Below are 19,195 nucleotides of genomic sequence, written 5' to 3'. Positions count from 1 at the left end.
CAAAAAAAGAAGTAAATTGGTCTAATAAAATAAAGTAATGCAAAATACACTCAAAAGAATTTTAGTTTTAGCATCAGTCGTATTCTTAATAATCCTGGCCTTCAAATTTTGTCAGTTTAAAAAAGATGATGATAAGGATATTGAATACAATACCAATTTAATTCAACAGCAAATTCTAAATGTCGGAAAATTGGTTGTCACCGAAGGACATTTCTCAGAAGTGATCACCTATAAAAATCAGCAGAAATATTTTCTGGATATGGTTTCTTTTGAGAAGAAAGCATTAGTTGTCGTAAATGCAAATGTTACTGTTGCCTACGATTTGCATAAAATGAAATACGACATCGACGAAAAAAATAAAACCATTACGATTTTAAATATTCCAAAAGAAGAAATTACCATCAACCCGGATATTAAGTTTTATGATGTCGAGCAAAGTCAGTTGAATCCGTTTACGGGAGATGATTACAATAAAATCAATAAATCGGTTAAAGCAAATCTGGCCAAGAAAATTGAGAATTCATCCCTGAAAACAAACGCTCAAAACAGATTGATTAGTGAATTATCAAAGATTTTGATTTTGACGAATTCTATGGGGTGGAAATTACAATACAATGGTAAAACAATAGAATCTGATAAAGATTTTAATCAGGATTTGAAGTTGTAAAAGAAGGTTCAAAGGGGCAGAGATCCAAAGGTTCAAAGGTATTTTTGCAATTTTGTCATTTCGAGGAACGAGAAATCCTCGCGAGAAGCTCGACAAAGATTAGATCCTCGTTGCGGAGTTACTTGCGAGGATTTCTCGTTCCTCGAAATGACAAACAGTTCTGCTATTCAATTTTGTAAAAAAAATCTTAGCTTATTTACGCCTTCGTGGCAAAACTCTAAACGGCTTCCTTATCGAAAATCAAATCCAGTCCACCAGAAATTAAATGAGCTACTTCAGGACGTTTTTCTTTCAATTGATCCAGATAAACCAATACTTCTTGTAATAATTGTTTCTCTTCTGAATCCTTCAAAAGCTCTGCAATTTCAATAGAAAGCAACCAATCATTAGCATGATTATTTTTTAATTTTTCAAAAACAGTTTGTAGTTCTGATTTTGAATCTTTGTTTTCTCTTATGGAACGAACAGTCTGATAAAGAACTTCTAAATCATCGCGTTCATCTGTATGTTTTGCTTTAATAGTTTGAGAAGCCGGAACAATATTGATCAGATCAAAACTATTTACATCCGCTGGACCGGAAAAAGCAGAAACCACTTTTTTACCAATGGCCATATCGTAATTTCCCCAATCAGGCTGAAACAAAATCGTTTCACCATGCGTTACGGTGCAATTTTTAAAACTGATTAAAATGATTTCTCCGTGTAAGTTTCTGGAACCTGTAATGATTTCTCCTTCTACAATAATATTACCCTCGAATTCTAATTTAACGGTTTCATTTTCAACAATACTATAAGCCTGTAAATCCTTCGGACTCATATCTTCAATTGCTAAATTGAAGCCTTTTAGTTTCCCAATCGGACTACCAAATCCGTGTGGATGTGTCAAAGTTCCGTGACCGACTAATTCTTTTTCACGGTATGATAAAGCGGTTTTTCCGGTAGTCTGAATGTAAACTGGTTTTCCTTCCTCTTCCAGAACATTGGTAAAAACTCCTGAAATTTGTAAACCGGTACTCAATTCAATTGTACCCAAAGCATTCGAATGAATTAATTTCTGAATTCCTGAAAGACCTCCGGTTCTCAACGCCATTTTATTGGCAAATTCCTCCAAAATCAAACTCAAATAAGAAAAAGTAGGAGTTACGTAAAGTTGAGGTTGTAACTGCGTAATATCAAAATTCTGATTCGCAGCCGAAATATCATAAGGGATTTTTTTGACGTTATCCGTCATACACCAGGCGCTTTCTCCTATAGAAGAAAGTAATCCGGCGCCATAAATTTTTGGATCTTCAACAGTTCCAATCAAGCCATATTCTACTGTCCACCAATGTAAGTTACGAATTTGAGCCATTTCAGATAGTTCGCCCATATTGTTTTGCAAATCGGCAACAGCTTTCTCAGCTTTGTCAATTTTTTCCTGTGGTGTATCTTCCGCTTCTTTCAAAATCGAAAGCAAACGAATCGCTTCGTACATTTGATAATCTTTATGAGATGAAATCGCTTTACAGCCAATTTCCCCAAAACGTCTCAAGTATTCTGCGTATTCAGGATTCGCAATAATAGGGGCGTGGCCGGCACCTTCGTGAATAATGTCTGGTGCAGGTGTATATTCAATATGTTCTAATTGTCTGATATCTGAAGCAATAACCAAAACGTTATAAGCCTGGAATTCCATAAATGCATTTGGCGGAATAAAACCATCAACAGCAACGGCAGCCCAGCCAATTTCAGTCAGGATACGGTTCATTCCATACATACTCGGAATAGAATCAACTTCGATTCCCGTTTTCTTCAAACCATCCAAATACGAATGATGAGCAACTTTTGATAAATAATCTACATTCTTGCGCATCACATAACGCCAAACTGCCTGATTAATTGGCGTATAATCGCTATAATCCTGAGGTTTAATAAATTGCTTTAAATGTTTAGGCAAGCGCTCTAATAACGGGTTTGTCTCAATATTTGGATTCATTTCGAAAACGTTGTAGATTAAGAATGTAAAATTACGAATTTAAGGCACTAATTTTTGCTATTCATCACAATTTTTTTGTTCGAAAGTGTTTTTTATTGAGGTTTTAATAGAAATTTTGTTTTGAGAAGTATTATGGTTTTTAGGAGCTATTTCCCGCTGTCCTTCCAAATCTTTTGTGCCGAACCCCGGCACAAAAGGATTTTCCCTCCCATCGGGGCTAGGGGATTCGTTTTCAAAAGAATATTTTCGAATTTAGAAATGCCAGTTACTAGCAGTCATTATTTTCATAATTAACTTTTTCCATTTTGGCTTCGTAAGATTCCGTTTCTTTTTTAGTCATTTTGGCTTCTTTCAGTTCTACTTTCAATTGTTTTTTACTGTCAGAACTTATCCATAAACCACTAAAAGTAGTTTCTTCTTTTTTCAAAATCATAATACCGGTAAATCCATGTTCTACTAACGCAAACTGATTTTCGTTTTTGGTATTTTGAGTAATATCCAATTGAATCCAGCTTCCTGATTTATCATAACGATACATTGCAGTATATTGTAAATCGGCTGTGCAGGGGTTTTCTTCTGTCTTGATAAAAAAAGTAACGGCTATTTTTCCATCAATTGTGCCTTTATATAAATTGCTTTTGGAGGCTTGAGCATTTGCAGCAATACTGATAAAGAGGCAAAATAGAATGGAGAGTAATGCTTTTTTCATGTTTTAATAAAAATTGTTTCAGCCAAATTTAGTTATTTCGGAATGTGATTTGAATTAATTTTTATTGATTCTCTAAATTTCTGAAATAATCAATTTTATGGTTGAACATATACGCCATATTTTCAGCTCTCATTTTGGCTTCTTCAGTAAGAGTTCCCACAAAAAGCCCATCGATTGAAGAATTAAAAAGAAAAACCCAACGGTCAAAATGAGTTTTATCTACAGGTAATTGTTTGTGTGGTGGAAAAGGGGTTCCTGAATAAGCACGAACATCGAATAAAATGGTTTGCCAAAAGCCGTACATTTTTTGTAAATGCATAGGCCAACGGTCTTGTAGTTTATCATTAAAAATTGGACCAAGAAGATCGTCCTTTCGAACTTTATTATAAAATGTGTCGACCATTAATTTTATGTCTTCTATGTTTGAAATATCTTTAAAAGCAGCCATGTTTTTGATATAAAAATTGAATTGCAAAAATACGATTAAACTTTATCTCCTTTATTGATATTTGTCATTTTTACTCCTAATTTATTCTACAAAAATGATTAAAATAACAAGTATTTTTTAGTAAAGCCGTCTTGTTAAATTGTTGTTGTTTAGATATTTGTAAATGGGATATTTTTAAAAGTAAGATTTTTTGCTCTTTTGTTTTGTAAATTGTTTAAAATCAATTGTTTAAAAAGTAATTAGATAAGTTTTTGTTAAGCTAATTTTTAGATTTGATGTGTATTTGTAAAGCTGTTGTTTTGTTAAATTGATGAAATTTAACATAATATTGTTTCGTATTAATAAAATTAATCTTAAAAAATAAGAAAAATTTAATTTTTAAAAACTCAAAAACTATGCGTAAAACTACCCAAAAACGTACAAAAAAGACCAATTTAATTATAATGATGCAAGTCCTTATAATGCTGTTGTTTATTACAACGGTAAAAGCACAAACGGTAACTCCATGGATAACCAGTGGAGATCAAACCAAATTACTACAACAGCAAGCAACTGTTAGTTTCGGAACTAATTCAGGGACTAATCCTTCTACTGTTACCGTAAATACCGGAACAACTTACCAAACTATGGATGGCTTTGGTTATACATTGACCGAAGGGAGTTGTGAAGTAATCAGTGGCATGGCTGCAACTCAGCAAAACCAATTATTAAATGACTTGTATAATCCTACGACAGGTTTAAACGCAAGTGTCATTCGTATTAGTATTGGAGCTTCAGATTTAAGCAGCTCTTCTTATAGTTATAATGAAACTTCGGGAGATACAAATATGAATAATTTTAGTCTTAACGGACCAGATTTGACCTATTTAATTCCAATTATCAAAAAGATAAAAATTATCAATCCAAACATTAAAATATTAGCAACTCCATGGTCAGCTCCACGTTGGATGAAAACTAATAATTCATGGGTTGGAGGAAGTTTGCAAACACAGTATTATGCAGCTTATGCCAAGTATTTTGTAAAATATTTTGATGCTATGGCAGCGCAAGGCATTTCAATTTGGGGAATCACACCTCAAAACGAACCTGAAAATCCAAATAATGAACCAAGTATGCTGATGAATTCAACTGAGCAAAAAAACTTTATTAATAACCAGCTTGGTCCACAAATGGCAGCAGCCGGATATGGTGGAATTAAAATTATCGCTTTTGATCATAATTGTGATAATACAGCTTATCCTATTGATGTTTTGAATAACAGTAGTTATGTGGATGGGGCAGCATTTCATTTGTATTTAGGAAATATTTCAGCGATGTCAACAGTACGAAATGCGACAAATAAAAACGTTTATTTTACAGAACAATATACAGGATCGGGAGGAAGTTTCAGTGGAGATTTTGGCTGGCACATGCAAAATGTAGTTATTGGAAGTACAAATAACTGGTCAAAAACGGTTTTGGAATGGAATGCAGCAAATAATTCAAACTTAGGCCCACGTACGCCCGGCGGATGTAATACCTGCTTAGGCGCTATTACAGTGAACAATAGTACAAGTTATACAAAAAATGTAGCGTATTATATTATTGGTCAAATCTCGAAATTTGTAAAGCCAGGGGCTTTAAGAATTTCTTCTTCAAGTTCTAGTGGAAGTATTTTTTCAGCTGGATTTAAAAACCCTGACGGCTCGATTGCACTTGTGGTTTATAATTCCGGGTCGGCTAATACAATCAAAGTTGTTTCAGGATCATCAGCATTTAATTATTCTGTTCCCGCTTCATCGGCAGTTACTTTTAATTGGGGCGCAGGAACGCCACCTGTTACAGGTCTGCCGGGATACTATAATGTTATTTCAAGAAACAGTAATAAAGGTTTGGATGTAGCGGATAACGCGACAACAAGCGGAAGCCGTATTCAGCAATATGACATTACAAATGGAGGAGGAAATAACCAGCGCTGGAAATTTGTTTCTGACGGAAGTGGTAATTACTACATTATTGTAAAATCAACCGGAATGTATTTAGCGACTGAAAATAACGGTATTGGCGATGGATTAAAAGTACAGCAAAAGACATTTTCAGCCTCTAACGAATTTAAATGGACCGTAACAAGTCTTGGTGGAGGTTACTATAAAATTATAAATGTAAATAGCGGAAAATCATTAGACGTTGAAAATGTTTCAACTGCAAATGGTGCCAATATTCAGGTTTGGACCTATACTGGAGGTTTGAATCAGCAATGGCAATTGGTACAGGTTGAATCTACGGCCAAAAAAGCTTTGACAATCACAGAAAATGAAAGTCCGAATGATATGGCAATTTTTATTAATTCTACAAATGATTATTTAAAAATTGATACCAATCATGAAGGAAACGGAGATGTAGAAGTATTCTCAATCGCAGGACAAAGTATTTTAAAGAAAACAGTGAGTTTTGTAAAAGGGAGTCAACCTGAAATTGAAATTTCGAGACTACCAAAAGGCGTTTATGTTGTAAGAGTGAACGACAGCCAAGGATCTTATTCTAAAAAAGTGCTGAAACAATAATTACAAATTTAGGATTCAATTAGTAATTTTATATTTGATTTGAAGGCTGTCTGATTTATTATCAGGCAGCCTTTTATTTTTAACCAATTAATTGCGTAAATAAATCCTGATTATCATTTAAATATTGAAACTCAAAACCATTTTTGGTCATGTTCAATTTAATATTCATAATATCTTTTTTGTTTTTCAATTCTAATCCAACGACTACAGATCCCACTTCGCGATTGTTTTTTTTGTGAAATTGAAAATAAGTGATGTCATCATCAGGACCTAAAATATTATTTACGAATTCTTTTAAGGCGCCGGGACGTTGCGGGAACTGAATCATAAAATAATGCATTAAACCTTCGTATAGTAAAGAGCGCTCTTTTATTTCGGCCGTCCTTTCAATATCATTATTACTTCCGCTGACAACACACACAACAGTTTTACCTTTGATCTTATCCTTATAAAAATCCAAAGCGGCAATAGTCAATGCTCCGGCTGGTTCTACAACCATTGCTTCTTCGTTGTACAAACGTAAAATAGTGGTGCAGACTTTTCCTTCCGGAACCAGAATTATATCTTCTAAATTATCCTTACAGATTTCAAAAGTCATATCACCAACTTGTTTTACAGCGGCACCGTCAACAAATTTGTCAATTGTTTTTAAGGCTGTATTTTTGTTTTCTGTAATCGAAGTTTTCATGGAAGGAGCACCTTTTGGCTCAACACCAATGATTTTTGTATTTGGACTTAAATGCTTAAAAACCTCGGATAAGCCAGAAGCTAGTCCGCCGCCGCCAATCGGAACAAAAACATAATCGATTGGTTCTTTGTAACTGTCGAGAATTTCTAAACCAACAGTTCCTTGTCCTGCAATCACTTTTTCATCATCAAATGGATGAATGAATATTTTGTGATTTTTGATGGCATCAGCAGTAGCTGAAGCATAAGCGTCATCAAAAGTATCGCCTGTCAGCACAATTTCAACAAATGATTTTCCGAATAATTGAACCTGTTTTACTTTTTGTTTTGGAGTTGTTTTAGGCATGTAAATTTTGCCTTTTATCTGTAAAAGATGACAGGAATAAGCAACGCCTTGCGCGTGGTTTCCGGCACTGGCGCATACAATTCCAGTTGCTTTTTCAGCTTCATTCAACGAAGAAATTTTGTTGTAAGCTCCTCTAATTTTATACGACCGAACAATTTGCAAATCTTCTCTTTTTAATAAAATAGTCGATTTAAATTCTTCTGAAAGATTTAAATTCTGTGTAAGTGGAGTAGCAGCAACTACATTTTCAAGCTGTTTTTTAGCAGCAAGTACTTCGTTAAATAGATTCATATTTTTTGTTTTTGCCACGAATTGCACGAATTAGCACTAATTTTTATTTTCTAAAATTGAAAAACAATTTGTGGAAATTTGTGTAATTTGTGGTTATTAAATAAAAAAACCTCCCGGTTTGGGAGGTTTAATAAATTGTATTTTGATTACTTAATTTATATAACACCTCGCCATTATTGCTGAATTGCAATAATGTTGATAACGATAATAATGTTATTTAAGTTTGTCATTTCTTGTTCTTTGAAAAACAAATGTATTAATTATTTTAAGAAGAATTCAATAACTGTTTTTAGTTTTTTGTGAAAAACTGAAAACTGTCACTCAAAACTATTTTTTAACCGGCGGATATTGTGCTAAAACTTTGTTTACGATTTCAGCCACTTTTGCATCTTTTTTATCGACGTTTTTAGTTAAGGTTGCAACACCTTCGCCCTGCCAGATCATTTCTTTCTTTTTGGCATCAATCAGGTCGATAAATAAAGTTCCTTCTGTAGAAGACGAAACGGTAGTTTGTCCTCCATACATCATATAAGGATTCCATCCCCAACCCCAACCATAGCCCCAACCTGCGCTAAATTGGTTTACACTTACTTGTTCTCTTGATTTAGTAAAAATATTTACTAATAAATCAGGATTTTCACTTTTAGTAAAACCTTTGGCTTGCATTTCTGTATCTATGGCATGTAAAATTCTTCTTTTATCCAAATCAGAAATTTCGACTTTATCAATTCCGGGCTTAAAGAAAGCATACGTTTTATAAGGCGCAAAATCTACGTTTTTATCATAATCAGAATAAACACTTACACTGCTGCAAGAGGCTAGTAGTATTAAAAGCAGAAAAACGGGTACTAATTTGAATGTTTTCATATTTATAAAAATTTATTGTTCTCTATTCTGATAAATAACTTTTAACTAAAATAGCGTTTCGTCAACTATATTAGGCAAAGTTACTTTTAGTAAAGGCTGAACTTCCATTGCTCTTTTTATGGCAAAAATAGCTTCGTCATTTCGGGCCCAGCTTCTTCTTGAAATTCCGTTGTTAACATCCCAAAAAAGCATTGATGCTAAACGTTTTGAAGCTTCTTTAGAACCATCAAGAACCATACCAAATCCACCGTTTATAACCTCTCCCCAGCCAACGCCTCCGCCATTGTGAATAGATACCCAGGTTGCTCCTCTAAAGCTGTCGCCAATTACATTTTGAATCGCCATATCTGCTGTAAAACGAGATCCGTCGTATATATTTGAAGTCTCTCTGTAAGGAGAATCCGTTCCGGAAACGTCATGGTGATCGCGTCCTAAAACTACAGTTCCAATTTTGCCTTTTGCAATTGCCTGATTAAATGCTTCGGCAATTTTAATTCGACCTTCAGCATCTGCATATAAGATTCGGGCTTGTGAACCAACAACTAATTTATTTTCCTGTGCACCTTTGATCCATTTGATATTGTCCTGCATTTGTTGCTGAATTTCATTTGGAGCTGTTTTCGCCATTTCTTCTAAAATCTGACTTGCGATAGTATCTGTTTTTTGTAAATCTTCTGGTTTTCCTGAAGTACAAACCCATCTGAAAGGTCCAAATCCGTAATCAAAACACATTGGTCCCATGATATCCTGAACATAACTCGGATATTTAAAATCGATATTATTTTCAGCCATAACATCGGCTCCGGCGCGTGACGCTTCTAATAAAAAAGCATTTCCGTAATCGAAAAAGTAAGTTCCTTTTGCCGTATGTTTATTGATCGCTTTTGCTTGTCTGCGTAAAGATTCCTGTACTTTTTCTTTGAATAGTTCAGGATTATTGGCCATCATTTCGTTAGCGTCTTCAAAAGAAATTCCGGCAGGATAATAACCGCCGGCCCATGGATTATGGAGAGAAGTCTGATCAGATCCCAAATCAATTTTGATATTTTCCTTGTCGAAACATTCCCAAACATCAACAACATTTCCTAAATAAGCAATCGAAACCACTTCTTTATTGGCTTTCGCCGAATTGACTCTTTTAACCAGTTCATCTGTCGAAGTTACAATTTCATTAATCCATCCTTGCTCATGACGAATTTTTGTGATTTTTGGATTTACTTCGGCGCAGACCGTAATACAACCTGCAATATTTCCAGCTTTTGGCTGAGCACCCGACATTCCGCCAAGACCAGAAGTAACAAATAAATTGCCTTCAGGATTTAGTTTTATTTTTCTGAAACCATTCAAAACCGTAATCGTAGTTCCGTGTACAATCCCTTGTGGGCCAATGTACATATAGCTTCCTGCCGTCATTTGTCCGTATTGCGAAACACCTAAAGCGTTCATTTTTTCCCAATCGTCCGGTTTAGAATAATTCGGGATTACCATTCCATTTGTAACGACAACTCTTGGAGCTTCAGAATGTGAAGGAAATAATCCCATAGGATGTCCGGAATACATGGTTAAAGTCTGCTCGTCTGTCATTTCAGACAAATATTGCATCGTCAATAAATATTGTGCCCAGTTCTGAAAAACAGCTCCATTTCCGCCGTAAGTAATCAATTCATGCGGATGTTGCGCAACAGCATAATCCAGATTGTTCTGAATCATGTGCATAATCGCTTTAGCCTGCAAAGATTTCCCAGGATATTCATCAATAGGTCGTGCATACATTCTATAATCTGGACGCAAGCGGTACATATAAATACGACCGTATTTTTCTAATTCTTCTGAAAATTCAAGAATTAATTCGGCGTGATGTTGAGACTCAAAATAACGCAGTGCATTTTTTAAGGCCAGTTTTTTTTCTTCAGCCGAAAGAATTTCTTTTCGTTTTGGTGCATGATTAATCGCTAAATCGTATTCTTTTTTTGGAGGCAATATAGAGGGGATTCCTTGTTGTATTTGTTCTTTGAAAGTCATTTTTTAAAGGTGCTAAGTTGCTAAGATTCTAAGTTGCTAAGGTTTTTATGGCAACTGATTAATTTTCTATTGGAAAAATGAACTAAGGATAACGAATATCCGACCTATGATAGGATTTGTGGATTGTAATCCTAAATTTTCGAAGCAGAATATCCATTTTATAATTTTAGAGTTTAGATTGTTGATTTTAGATTTTTTGAATTATCTAATTTTCTAATTGACACATTATCTAATTAGATTTCCTAATTCTACCAGTATTTTTATCAAACCCATACGGACAATGACGGCAACCGCTTTTACAGCAATAACCACGTTTTAAATGGTGTTTTTCAGTAAAGCATTTATAACCTTCTGGCGTATAGTAAAAATCTTCGCCTTCGATTAATTTATTTTCATTACTTTGCTCTTTCATAAATCTGCTTTCGGTCGTGTTTGGGTTCTTTAAAAAATCAAAAATAAATAATTGATTGTGATTTTAATGAAATCAAACAATTTTATGTCTACAAATTTATAAATTTTACAGCCAATGTTTCTGATTGTTGCTAAATATTTAATTCCGAAAGGATATCGCGGAATGGCTGTATTTCCGTTTGTTGTGGTTAAATATGGTTTTGATAAAACAAACGGGACTTTTGTCAACCATGAAAAAATACATTTAAGACAGCAGTTAGAAATGCTGATTCTGCCTTTTTTTATCTGGTATTTTTCGGAGTATCTGATTCGGTTGCTTCAATATAAAAACAAAGACTTGGCGTACCGAAATATTAGTTTTGAAAGAGAAGCCTATTCAAATGAAGCGGATCGCAATTATCTAAAAAACCGATCTTTTTTCCAATTTCTAAAATACATCACATTAAAATAAAACCGATTTTGAACCAACAAATTCATATCAATTTTCCGAACAATATTTCTTTGACAATAAAACGCGAAGACTTGATTCATCCGTTTGTTTCCGGGAATAAATTCAGAAAACTAAAATACAATTTACTTCAGGCGAAAGACGAAAAAAAACAAACGATATTGACTTTTGGAGGCGCTTTTTCCAATCATATTGCAGCAGTCGCCTACGCAGGAAAAGAACAAGGATTTAAAACGATTGGAATCATTAGAGGCGACGAACTTTTTGATAAAATTGAAGAGAATCCAACTTTGAAATTTGCTCAGGAAAACGGAATGGAATTTGAATTTGTTTCGAGAGAAGAGTATCGAAATAAAAACGAAAGTTATTTTTTAGAAAAGTTAAAAGAGCAGTTTGGAGACTTTTATTTAGTACCCGAAGGCGGAACAAATGAACTCGCTGTAAAAGGCTGTGAAGAGATTTTGACCGGGGAAGATGTTGTTTTTAATTATGTGTGTTGCGCGGTTGGAACGGGTGGCACGATTTCTGGTTTGATTAATAGTGCATTGCCAAATCAGAAAATTTTAGGGTTTCCGGCACTAAAAGGTGACTTTTTAAACGATGAAATTCGTATTTTTGCAAAAAAAGATAACTGGAATTTAATTTCTGACTATCATTTTGGAGGTTATGGCAAGATAAATTTAGAATTAATTGAATTTATTAATGCGTTTTTTGAAGAAAACAAAGTGCCCTTAGATCCAATTTATACAGGAAAGATGGTTTTTGGCGTTATAGATTTAATCAGCAAAAATTATTTTCCTGCTAATTCAAAAATTTTACTCATTCACACAGGCGGATTACAGGGAATTGATGGAATGAATATCAAATTGAAGCAGAAAAAATTACCAATACTCAAAAACAATGATTAAAAAGATCCTATTGTTCTGTATAGTTGCAGTTCTGGCAAGCTGTTCATCCAGCAAACCGGCTATCGCGACGACTAAAAAACAGGCAGCAGTTCAGAAGCCCCGGACGGTGGCAGCTAAAAAGCAAACTCCTGTTAAGCCAATCGGTAAAAATTATCCTTCTACAAATAATACGACAGAAGTTATTCAGTCGACTTCAAAAACTACCGTTACCAGTAGCTCAATCAACGATTATGTTTTGCAATACAAAGATATTGCGATGGGAAACATGCAGAAATATGGCATTCCTGCCAGTATAATATTGGCTCAGGGAATTTTGGAATCTGGTGCAGGAAAAGGAGATTTGGCCGTTTCTGCCAATAATCATTTCGGAATAAAATGCCATAAAGACTGGCTGGGACAAAGTGTTCGTCATGACGATGATTCTGCGCAGGAGTGCTTCAGGAAATATACAGAAGCAGCAGATTCATATCGCGATCATGCTTTGTTTTTAGTTGGCAAAAACAGATATGCGTCTTTATTCACTTATGAAAAAGACGATTATAAAGCCTGGGCAAAAGGATTAAGAGCTTGTGGTTATGCTACAGATCCTAATTATCCGGATAAATTAATCAGTTATATCGAGCGTTATAATCTGCATCAATATGATTGTCAGATTACGGGAAAAACGTATGTTGCAATTAATAAATCGGCTCCAACAAGAAAACCATCGTATGATGTGGCTTCGGATCCAAAGATAAATATGAACTCAAATGACCCGAATTTATATGAAGTTCAAAAAGGAGATACTTTGTATTCAATTTCGAAAAAATTCAACGTATTGGTTGATGACATAAAACAGAAAAACAATCTTACAGATAATGCACTTTCGATTGGACAGAAGTTGAAGGTTAAATAGTTATGAGTTTTGAATTATAAGTTATGAGTGATTGATGAAGAAGATAATCGCTACTGCAATTTTTATTTTTGCCATTGTTTTCACAATTAGACTTTTTTGCGGGATTTATATACATGATGAATTTGCAGAAAAGCATTTTTTTATAAAACATCGACCAAGTTTGAAATGGACATTTTATTCTCCTATTGGAATGTCAGATAATAAAATAGAGGAGCTTTCAGAAGAAAATCAAATTGAACAAAAATACTTTAATGAGTTTGTAAGAGATCAGGGTTTAAGTAGATAAATCTAAAATCTGAACTCAAAAATCTAAAATAAATAATGATCTATAAAAGAAGTAGTCAGCTTTTTGCTGAAGCAGAAAAAGTAATTCCGGGAGGAGTTAATTCGCCAGTTCGTGCTTTTAAAGCGGTAGGAGGAACTCCAATTTTTGTAAAAAGTGCCAAAGGTGCTTATTTGTATGACGAAGACGGAAATAAATTAATTGATTACATCAATTCATGGGGACCAATGGTTTTGGGTCACGCGTATCAGCCAGTGGTTGACGCTGTAATCGAAAAAGCAAAATTAGGAACTTCATTTGGAATGCCAACAGAATTGGAAACTCAAATCGCTGCGCTGGCTGTTTCTATGGTTCCGAATATCGATAAAATCAGATTTGTAAATTCAGGAACAGAAGCTTGCATGAGTGCCATTCGTTTGGCTCGCGGCTTTACAAAAAGAGATAAAATCATCAAATTTGCAGGTTGTTACCACGGACATTCAGATTCATTTTTGATTCAGGCTGGAAGTGGAGCGGTAACTTTTGGTTCGCCAAACAGTCCTGGCGTTACAGAAGGAACTGCAAAAGATACTTTACTGGCAAAATACAATGATATAGAGAATGTAAAGACTTTAATCGAAGCTAATAAAAACGAAATTGCGGCTATTATTATTGAACCGGTTGCCGGAAATATGGGATGTATTCCGCCTCAAGAAGGCTTCTTGCAAGGTTTAAGAGATTTATGTACCGCAAACGGAATCTTATTGATTTTTGATGAGGTCATGACAGGTTTCCGTTTGGCTCGCGGTGGAGTTCAGGAACTATACAGCGTAAATGCGGATATTGTTACTTTCGGAAAAGTAATTGGCGGCGGTTTACCAGTTGGTGCATTTGCAGCACGTGCAGAAATCATGAATTATTTGGCACCGCTCGGACCAGTTTATCAGGCAGGAACATTGTCTGGAAATCCGTTGGCAATGGCTGCGGGATTAGCAATGCTGCAATCCTTGGATAACGACCGCGCAATTTTTACTCGTTTAGAAGAAAAAACAGCTTATTTAGAAGCAGGAATTAATAAGGTTTTAAAAGCAAACAATGTTGTTTTTACTATTAATAGAGTAGGTTCAATGATATCAGTGCACTTTGATAAAAACCCGGTTGTTGATTTTCAAACTGCTGCAAAAGGAGATAACGAAACTTTTAAAAAGTTCTTCCACGGTTTGCTTAATGAAGGTGTTTATATTGCACCATCAGCGTATGAAACCTGGTTTATTACAGATGCATTAACATACGAAGATTTAGATTTTACTATTAATGCAATTGATAAAGTTTCGAAAACATTTTAGTTTTAAATCAAAACATAAATAATTTTAAGGTTCAGCTTTCTCGAAAAGTTGAACCTTTTTTTATTAGTTAATAAAAAGTTAATGAGAAGATGTTTTCTTGGATTATTGCAATCAAAAATTATTTTTGTTTGTCAAATAACCATTAAACCAAAAATAAATGAAGAAATTTTTCATTTTATCTACTATAGCAGCTTTGATGCTATTTCCTGTTAACCAATTTGCCCAATCCAAAAAGAAAAAGTCCAAAAAAGAAGAAACTGCGACTCCTCCGCCAGAAAAAAAACCAGAGTCAGCCATTAAAGAATACAGCAAAGTAATTACCAAAGATGCTGTTTCTGACGAAGGACTTTTTACAGTTCATAAAGTCGATAAAAAATACTATTTCGAAATCCCAAATAAATATTTAAACAAAGACATGCTGTTGGTAAGCAGATTGTCTAAACTTCCTTCTAATTTAGGTGGAGGTTACGTAAACGCAGGTTCTGAAACCAACGAACAATTGATTGTTTGGCAGCGTTTTCAGGATAAAATTCTCATCAAGTCTAAATCCTATAATGCTGTTGCAAACGATACTTTACCAATTAGTATTTCGGTAAAATCAAATAATTATGAACCAACTTTATTTGCTTTTGACATTGTAGCTTTCAGCAAAGATTCTGCAAATACCGTTATTGATGTGACTAAATTTTATAGCACAGATGTAAAGGCAATCAGCGGAATATCAGCAGAAATGCGAGAAGTATACAAAGTAAAAGCATTGGATGATACGAGAAGCTTTATCAATACAATCAAAAGTTTTCCGATGAATATTGAAGTGATTCAGGACATGACCTATAATGCTTCAAAACCATCCATGTTAGAAGATACTGAATCGATCAGTATTCAGATGAATCAATCTATGGTATTATTGCCAGAAGTTCCGATGAAACCAAGATTAGCAGATCCACGTGTGGGCTGGTTCACGGTTAGTCAATATGATTATGGAAGCAATGAATTAAAATCAGATCTTAAAACATATATACGTCGTTGGAGATTAGAACCAAAAGATCCTGAAGCTTATGCCAGAGGAGAATTGGTTGAACCAATAAAACCAATTGTTTACTATTTAGACCCTGCAACTCCTGAAAAATTGAGAAAATACATCAAACAGGGAATTGAAGAATGGCAAAAACCTTTTGAAACAGCCGGATTTAAAAATGCCATTATAGCAAAAGACGCACCAACAAAAGAACAAGATCCTGATTTTAGCCCGGAAGATGTACGTTACTCCGTAATTCGTTATGTTGCAAGTACAACCCGAAATGCAGTTGGACCAAGTGTTTCAGATCCACGTACTGGAGAGATTATCGAAAGTGATGTTATTTGGTATCATAATCATTTGCGTTCGTACAGAAACCGTTATTTGTTAGAAACCGGAGCTGCAAATCCAAAAGCAAGAACTTTGCAAACCAGCGATGAAGAAATGGGCGAAATGATGCGAATGGTAATTGCTCATGAAGTGGGTCACGCATTAGGTTTTCCTCATAATATGGGAGCCAGTTCTTCTTATGACTGCGAAAGTTACAGAAATGGAACTTTTACACAAGAAAACGGAATTTCAGCTAGTATAATGGATTATGCACGATACAATTATATTGCACAGCCGGGAGATCAAAACATTCGTTTTATTCGTAAAACGGGGGCCTATGACCATTATGCTTTGAATTGGGGATACAGAGTGATTCCGAATGCTAAATCTTCTCAGGATGAAAAAGCAACTTTAGACAAATGGATTTTAGATAAAGCCGGAAATCCAATTTATCATTTTGGAAAACAGAGCAGTGCTTTTGATCCTTCTTCTCAAACAGAGGATATCGGGAATAATTCTATGAAAGCTAGTACGTACGGAATGAAAAATCTGGAATATGTTGCTAATCATTTAAGCGAATGGACGAGTAATGTAACGAATGATTACGGAGATTTAGATGAATTGTACAAAGAAATGTTAGATGTTTGGAGTCGTTATGTTGGTCATGTAGTAACCAACGTTGGAGGAGTTTACGAAAATACTAAAAACCCAAATCAGGCAGGAAATGTTTATGAAGTAGTTCCGAAAGCAAAACAAATTGAAGCAATGAATTGGCTGCAGGCAAATGCTTTTGCATCTCCAACCTGGATTGTGAATGTAAATACCTTAAAAAACACCAATTTTGCAGGTTATACAGAAACATTTAGAAATCTACAGGTTAGACATTTGAATAATTTGTTGAGTCTTGGTCGTATTGGAAGATTAATGGATAATGAAATTCTGGGCGCTGATACGTATAAAGCACTGGATTTGTTTAAAGATACCCGAAAAGGAATTTGGAAAGAAGCTGGTACAGCAACGAATGTTACCATTTACCGTAGAAATCTGCAAAGAGCTTATATTGATAGAATGACCTATTTAATGACCGAAGAAATTAAGCCAACAGACAGATCAACAGTGTATTACAATGTGTCTCAGTCTGATTTAAGAGCTTTAGTGCGCGGTGAGTTAAATGTCCTGAAAAAATCGCTTACAGCAGCAAAAGCTTTAGGTGTAAATACAGAAACAAAATACCATTATGAAGATTGTATCAAAAGAATTGATTTGATATTAAATCCGATTAAATAGATTATAGAAATAAAAAAGAGGCTTTTAAAGCCTCTTTTTTTGTTTTGGGACAAAAAATTAGATTTTTTCTTTTTGATACTCTTTCATTTTTTCTTTAGCCTTGTCTTTGTTTTGCTCCTGAATGGTTTTCCATTTTGTGTATTGGTCCGCATTCAGAATAGCTTTCATTTTAGCATCGTTAGCGTCTTTTTCAGCCATCATTTCTTTTTTAAAAGCTTCTCTTTCAGCTGTTGTAGGTTTTGTGTCACTGTCTTTTGTCGCTTGACGGGCTTCTCTGAATTTTTGAGCTTTTGCACTTCTTTCGGCCAATAATTGTTTTACTTGTGCTTGTTGATTAGCATCCAAGCTTAATTCTGAAGTTAATTTTTTCAACTGCTTCTCATTACGCTGTTCGGGAGTCATTCTTTCTTTGTGCTCTTTATGATCCTGAGTTGGATTATTATCCGTGTCTTGTGCAAAGCTTGCTACTCCAACGAATAACAAAGCTGCGATAAATAATTTTTTCATGAGGTAAGTTTTTTAATTGTTTATATTCTTTAGACTTTATCAAATTCAATAGGTTTAATCTGATTCTCAGAATTGTATTTTATTTAACAAATTGAAAGTTAATTCATTAAAAACGTTTTCATAAGGATAAAATTACAGATTTAATTGCGTATTTTTAAGGTATCAACAAGTTACAAACTTAGAAGAGCTTATTATGAATTTAGAATCATCATCAAACAATAATAAAATTGCCTTTTTTTCGACGCAGCCTTACGATAAAACTTTCTTTAATAAATACAATAAAGATTTTGGTTTTGAGCTGGATTTCTTTGAAACGCAATTGAATCCTCAAACGGTAATTTTAATCGAAAATGCATCAATCGTTTGTGTTTTTGTAAATGATATTGTCAATGAATCTGTGATTAAGCAATTGGCAGAAAAGAACGTGAAAATTATTGCTTTACGCTGTGCCGGTTTTAATAATGTAGATTTAGAAGCAGCCAAAAAATACAATTTAAAAGTTTGCAGAGTTCCTGCTTATTCTCCTCAAGCTGTTGCAGAACATGCTATGGCAATGATTTTGACTTTAAACCGAAAAACACATAAAGCTTATAATAGAGTTCGTGAACAAAATTTCTCCCTTAACGGATTATTAGGTTTTGATTTATTCGGCAAAACAATCGGCATTATCGGAACCGGAAATATCGGAAAAGCTTTTGCTAAAATAGCTCTAGGTTTTGGCTGTAAAGTTTTAGCGTATGATATCGTAACGAATTCAGAAATGGAAAAGGATGGAGTTGAGTTTGTATCCTTAGAAACCATTTTTAAATCAAGCGATATTATTTCACTTCATTGTCCGTTAAACGAGCAAACGAAACATGTTATCAATAAAAAGTCTATAGATGAAATGAAAGACAGCGTCATGATCATCAATACCAGCCGAGGCGGATTAATTGAAACAGCCTGTGTTATTGAAGGTTTAAAAGAAGGTAAAATAGGTTATTTAGGAATCGATGTTTACGAGCAGGAAGAAAAATTGTTTTTCAGGGATCTTTCGGCAGATATTATTCAGGATGATGCCATTCAAAGATTAATGAGTTTTCCGAATGTTTTGGTAACGGCACATCAGGCGTTTTTTACCAATGAAGCCCTGACGCAAATTGCTTTGGTTACTTTTAATAATATCAAAGCATTAGTAACTCAAAATGATATTGAAAATAAGGCAGCTTTATTGGTTTAAAATAGATTT

Annotated in this window: 17 protein-coding genes; 9 read left to right on the top strand and 8 right to left on the bottom strand. The window is 34.4% G+C overall.

Going from position 1 to position 19,195, the window contains the following annotated elements; genetic code table 11:
* The first annotated feature begins 37 nt into the window (after positions 1–37).
* Positions 38–667 (top strand): DUF4230 domain-containing protein, encoded by a 630-nt coding sequence (locus AC6CH4_RS00460; RefSeq protein ID WP_498099190.1) that lies wholly within the window; start codon positions 38–40, stop codon positions 665–667.
* A 217-nt stretch (positions 668–884) separates the two neighbouring features.
* Here AC6CH4_RS00460 and AC6CH4_RS00455 read toward each other — a convergent pair whose 3' ends face one another.
* The 3 genes from AC6CH4_RS00455 to AC6CH4_RS00445 form a co-directional block, all read right to left on the bottom strand.
* Positions 885–2,642: an aromatic amino acid hydroxylase gene (locus AC6CH4_RS00455; RefSeq protein WP_498099188.1), complete on the bottom strand. Its 1,758-nt coding sequence runs from the start codon at positions 2,640–2,642 to the stop codon at positions 885–887.
* A 268-nt stretch (positions 2,643–2,910) separates the two neighbouring features.
* Complete coding sequence (locus tag AC6CH4_RS00450; RefSeq protein WP_498099186.1) at positions 2,911–3,351, bottom strand: hypothetical protein; 441 nt, start codon at positions 3,349–3,351, stop codon at positions 2,911–2,913.
* A 61-nt stretch (positions 3,352–3,412) separates the two neighbouring features.
* The gene (locus tag AC6CH4_RS00445) at positions 3,413–3,799 is read right to left on the bottom strand and encodes a group III truncated hemoglobin (protein WP_498099184.1); all 387 of its coding nucleotides are present in this window, start codon (positions 3,797–3,799) and stop codon (positions 3,413–3,415) included.
* A 395-nt stretch (positions 3,800–4,194) separates the two neighbouring features.
* On the opposite strand from AC6CH4_RS00445, the gene AC6CH4_RS00440 reads away from it, so the two are divergent.
* Positions 4,195–6,342, top strand: a complete 2,148-nt coding sequence (locus AC6CH4_RS00440; RefSeq protein WP_498099182.1) for an RICIN domain-containing protein — start codon at positions 4,195–4,197, stop codon at positions 6,340–6,342.
* Between the two features lie 79 nt (positions 6,343–6,421).
* On the opposite strand, the gene ilvA is transcribed toward AC6CH4_RS00440, so the two are convergent.
* The 4 genes from ilvA to AC6CH4_RS00420 all read right to left on the bottom strand — a co-directional run bounded on the left by ilvA (position 6,422) and on the right by AC6CH4_RS00420 (position 10,967).
* Entirely contained in the window at positions 6,422–7,666 is a 1,245-nt protein-coding gene (ilvA, locus tag AC6CH4_RS00435) for a threonine ammonia-lyase IlvA (protein WP_498099181.1), read from the bottom strand.
* Positions 7,667–7,993: 327 nt separating this feature from the next.
* Entirely contained in the window at positions 7,994–8,533 is a 540-nt protein-coding gene (locus AC6CH4_RS00430; RefSeq protein WP_498099179.1) for a DUF4136 domain-containing protein, read from the bottom strand.
* A 45-nt stretch (positions 8,534–8,578) separates the two neighbouring features.
* Positions 8,579–10,555 carry a urocanate hydratase gene (gene hutU, locus AC6CH4_RS00425; protein WP_498099177.1) on the bottom strand — a complete coding sequence of 659 codons (1,977 nt, stop codon included), beginning with the start codon at positions 10,553–10,555 and terminating at the stop codon, positions 8,579–8,581.
* Positions 10,556–10,784: 229 nt separating this feature from the next.
* The gene (locus AC6CH4_RS00420; protein ID WP_074659918.1) at positions 10,785–10,967 is read right to left on the bottom strand and encodes a C1orf53 family protein; all 183 of its coding nucleotides are present in this window, start codon (positions 10,965–10,967) and stop codon (positions 10,785–10,787) included.
* A gap of 114 nt (positions 10,968–11,081) precedes the next feature.
* On the opposite strand from AC6CH4_RS00420, the gene AC6CH4_RS00415 reads away from it, so the two are divergent.
* The 6 genes from AC6CH4_RS00415 (at position 11,082) to AC6CH4_RS00390 (ending at position 17,460) form a co-directional block, all read left to right on the top strand.
* Entirely contained in the window at positions 11,082–11,417 is a 336-nt protein-coding gene (locus AC6CH4_RS00415; protein WP_498099175.1) for a hypothetical protein, read from the top strand.
* 8 nt (positions 11,418–11,425) lie between these two features.
* The gene (locus tag AC6CH4_RS00410) at positions 11,426–12,322 is read left to right on the top strand and encodes a 1-aminocyclopropane-1-carboxylate deaminase/D-cysteine desulfhydrase (RefSeq protein WP_498099173.1); all 897 of its coding nucleotides are present in this window, start codon (positions 11,426–11,428) and stop codon (positions 12,320–12,322) included.
* Positions 12,315–13,217 carry a glucosaminidase domain-containing protein gene (locus AC6CH4_RS00405; protein WP_498099171.1) on the top strand — a complete coding sequence of 301 codons (903 nt, stop codon included), beginning with the start codon at positions 12,315–12,317 and terminating at the stop codon, positions 13,215–13,217. Before AC6CH4_RS00410 ends, AC6CH4_RS00405 begins: the two co-directional genes overlap by 8 nt.
* Before the next feature lie 34 nt (positions 13,218–13,251).
* The gene (locus AC6CH4_RS00400; RefSeq protein WP_498099169.1) at positions 13,252–13,503 is read left to right on the top strand and encodes a hypothetical protein; all 252 of its coding nucleotides are present in this window, start codon (positions 13,252–13,254) and stop codon (positions 13,501–13,503) included.
* Positions 13,504–13,538: 35 nt separating this feature from the next.
* On the top strand, positions 13,539–14,825 hold the full coding sequence (gene hemL, locus AC6CH4_RS00395) for a glutamate-1-semialdehyde 2,1-aminomutase (RefSeq protein WP_498099167.1): 1,287 nt from the start codon (positions 13,539–13,541) through the stop codon (positions 14,823–14,825).
* Positions 14,826–14,982: 157 nt separating this feature from the next.
* The gene (locus tag AC6CH4_RS00390) at positions 14,983–17,460 is read left to right on the top strand and encodes a zinc-dependent metalloprotease (RefSeq protein WP_498099165.1); all 2,478 of its coding nucleotides are present in this window, start codon (positions 14,983–14,985) and stop codon (positions 17,458–17,460) included.
* 57 nt (positions 17,461–17,517) lie between these two features.
* Here AC6CH4_RS00390 and AC6CH4_RS00385 read toward each other — a convergent pair whose 3' ends face one another.
* Positions 17,518–17,967 (bottom strand): DUF4890 domain-containing protein, encoded by a 450-nt coding sequence (locus tag AC6CH4_RS00385; RefSeq protein WP_498099163.1) that lies wholly within the window; start codon positions 17,965–17,967, stop codon positions 17,518–17,520.
* A gap of 193 nt (positions 17,968–18,160) precedes the next feature.
* Here AC6CH4_RS00385 and AC6CH4_RS00380 point away from each other — a divergent pair, with 193 nt between their 5' ends.
* Positions 18,161–19,186 carry a 2-hydroxyacid dehydrogenase gene (locus AC6CH4_RS00380; protein WP_498099161.1) on the top strand — a complete coding sequence of 342 codons (1,026 nt, stop codon included), beginning with the start codon at positions 18,161–18,163 and terminating at the stop codon, positions 19,184–19,186.
* The last annotated feature ends 9 nt before the right edge of the window (positions 19,187–19,195 follow it).

The organism is Flavobacterium sp. GQ95 (assembly GCF_059758655.1).
Note: the sequence above shows the minus strand (reverse complement) of the source record. Positions and strands in the feature narration are given on the sequence as shown.

Excerpts from the sequence above, each read along its gene's own strand:
- AC6CH4_RS00460 (WP_498099190.1), top strand. The coding sequence starts at position 38 with ATGCAAAATACACTCAAAAGAATTTTAGTTTTAGCATCAGTCGTATTC.
- AC6CH4_RS00455 (WP_498099188.1), bottom strand. The coding sequence starts at position 2,642 with ATGAATCCAAATATTGAGACAAACCCGTTATTAGAGCGCTTGCCTAAA.
- AC6CH4_RS00450 (WP_498099186.1), bottom strand. The coding sequence starts at position 3,351 with ATGAAAAAAGCATTACTCTCCATTCTATTTTGCCTCTTTATCAGTATT.
- AC6CH4_RS00445 (WP_498099184.1), bottom strand. The coding sequence starts at position 3,799 with ATGGCTGCTTTTAAAGATATTTCAAACATAGAAGACATAAAATTAATG.
- AC6CH4_RS00440 (WP_498099182.1), top strand. The coding sequence starts at position 4,195 with ATGCGTAAAACTACCCAAAAACGTACAAAAAAGACCAATTTAATTATA.
- ilvA (WP_498099181.1), bottom strand. The coding sequence starts at position 7,666 with ATGAATCTATTTAACGAAGTACTTGCTGCTAAAAAACAGCTTGAAAAT.
- AC6CH4_RS00430 (WP_498099179.1), bottom strand. The coding sequence starts at position 8,533 with ATGAAAACATTCAAATTAGTACCCGTTTTTCTGCTTTTAATACTACTA.
- hutU (WP_498099177.1), bottom strand. The coding sequence starts at position 10,555 with ATGACTTTCAAAGAACAAATACAACAAGGAATCCCCTCTATATTGCCT.
- AC6CH4_RS00420 (WP_074659918.1), bottom strand. The coding sequence starts at position 10,967 with ATGAAAGAGCAAAGTAATGAAAATAAATTAATCGAAGGCGAAGATTTT.
- AC6CH4_RS00415 (WP_498099175.1), top strand. The coding sequence starts at position 11,082 with ATGTTTCTGATTGTTGCTAAATATTTAATTCCGAAAGGATATCGCGGA.
- AC6CH4_RS00405 (WP_498099171.1), top strand. The coding sequence starts at position 12,315 with ATGATTAAAAAGATCCTATTGTTCTGTATAGTTGCAGTTCTGGCAAGC.
- AC6CH4_RS00400 (WP_498099169.1), top strand. The coding sequence starts at position 13,252 with ATGAAGAAGATAATCGCTACTGCAATTTTTATTTTTGCCATTGTTTTC.
- hemL (WP_498099167.1), top strand. The coding sequence starts at position 13,539 with ATGATCTATAAAAGAAGTAGTCAGCTTTTTGCTGAAGCAGAAAAAGTA.
- AC6CH4_RS00390 (WP_498099165.1), top strand. The coding sequence starts at position 14,983 with ATGAAGAAATTTTTCATTTTATCTACTATAGCAGCTTTGATGCTATTT.
- AC6CH4_RS00385 (WP_498099163.1), bottom strand. The coding sequence starts at position 17,967 with ATGAAAAAATTATTTATCGCAGCTTTGTTATTCGTTGGAGTAGCAAGC.
- AC6CH4_RS00380 (WP_498099161.1), top strand. The coding sequence starts at position 18,161 with ATGAATTTAGAATCATCATCAAACAATAATAAAATTGCCTTTTTTTCG.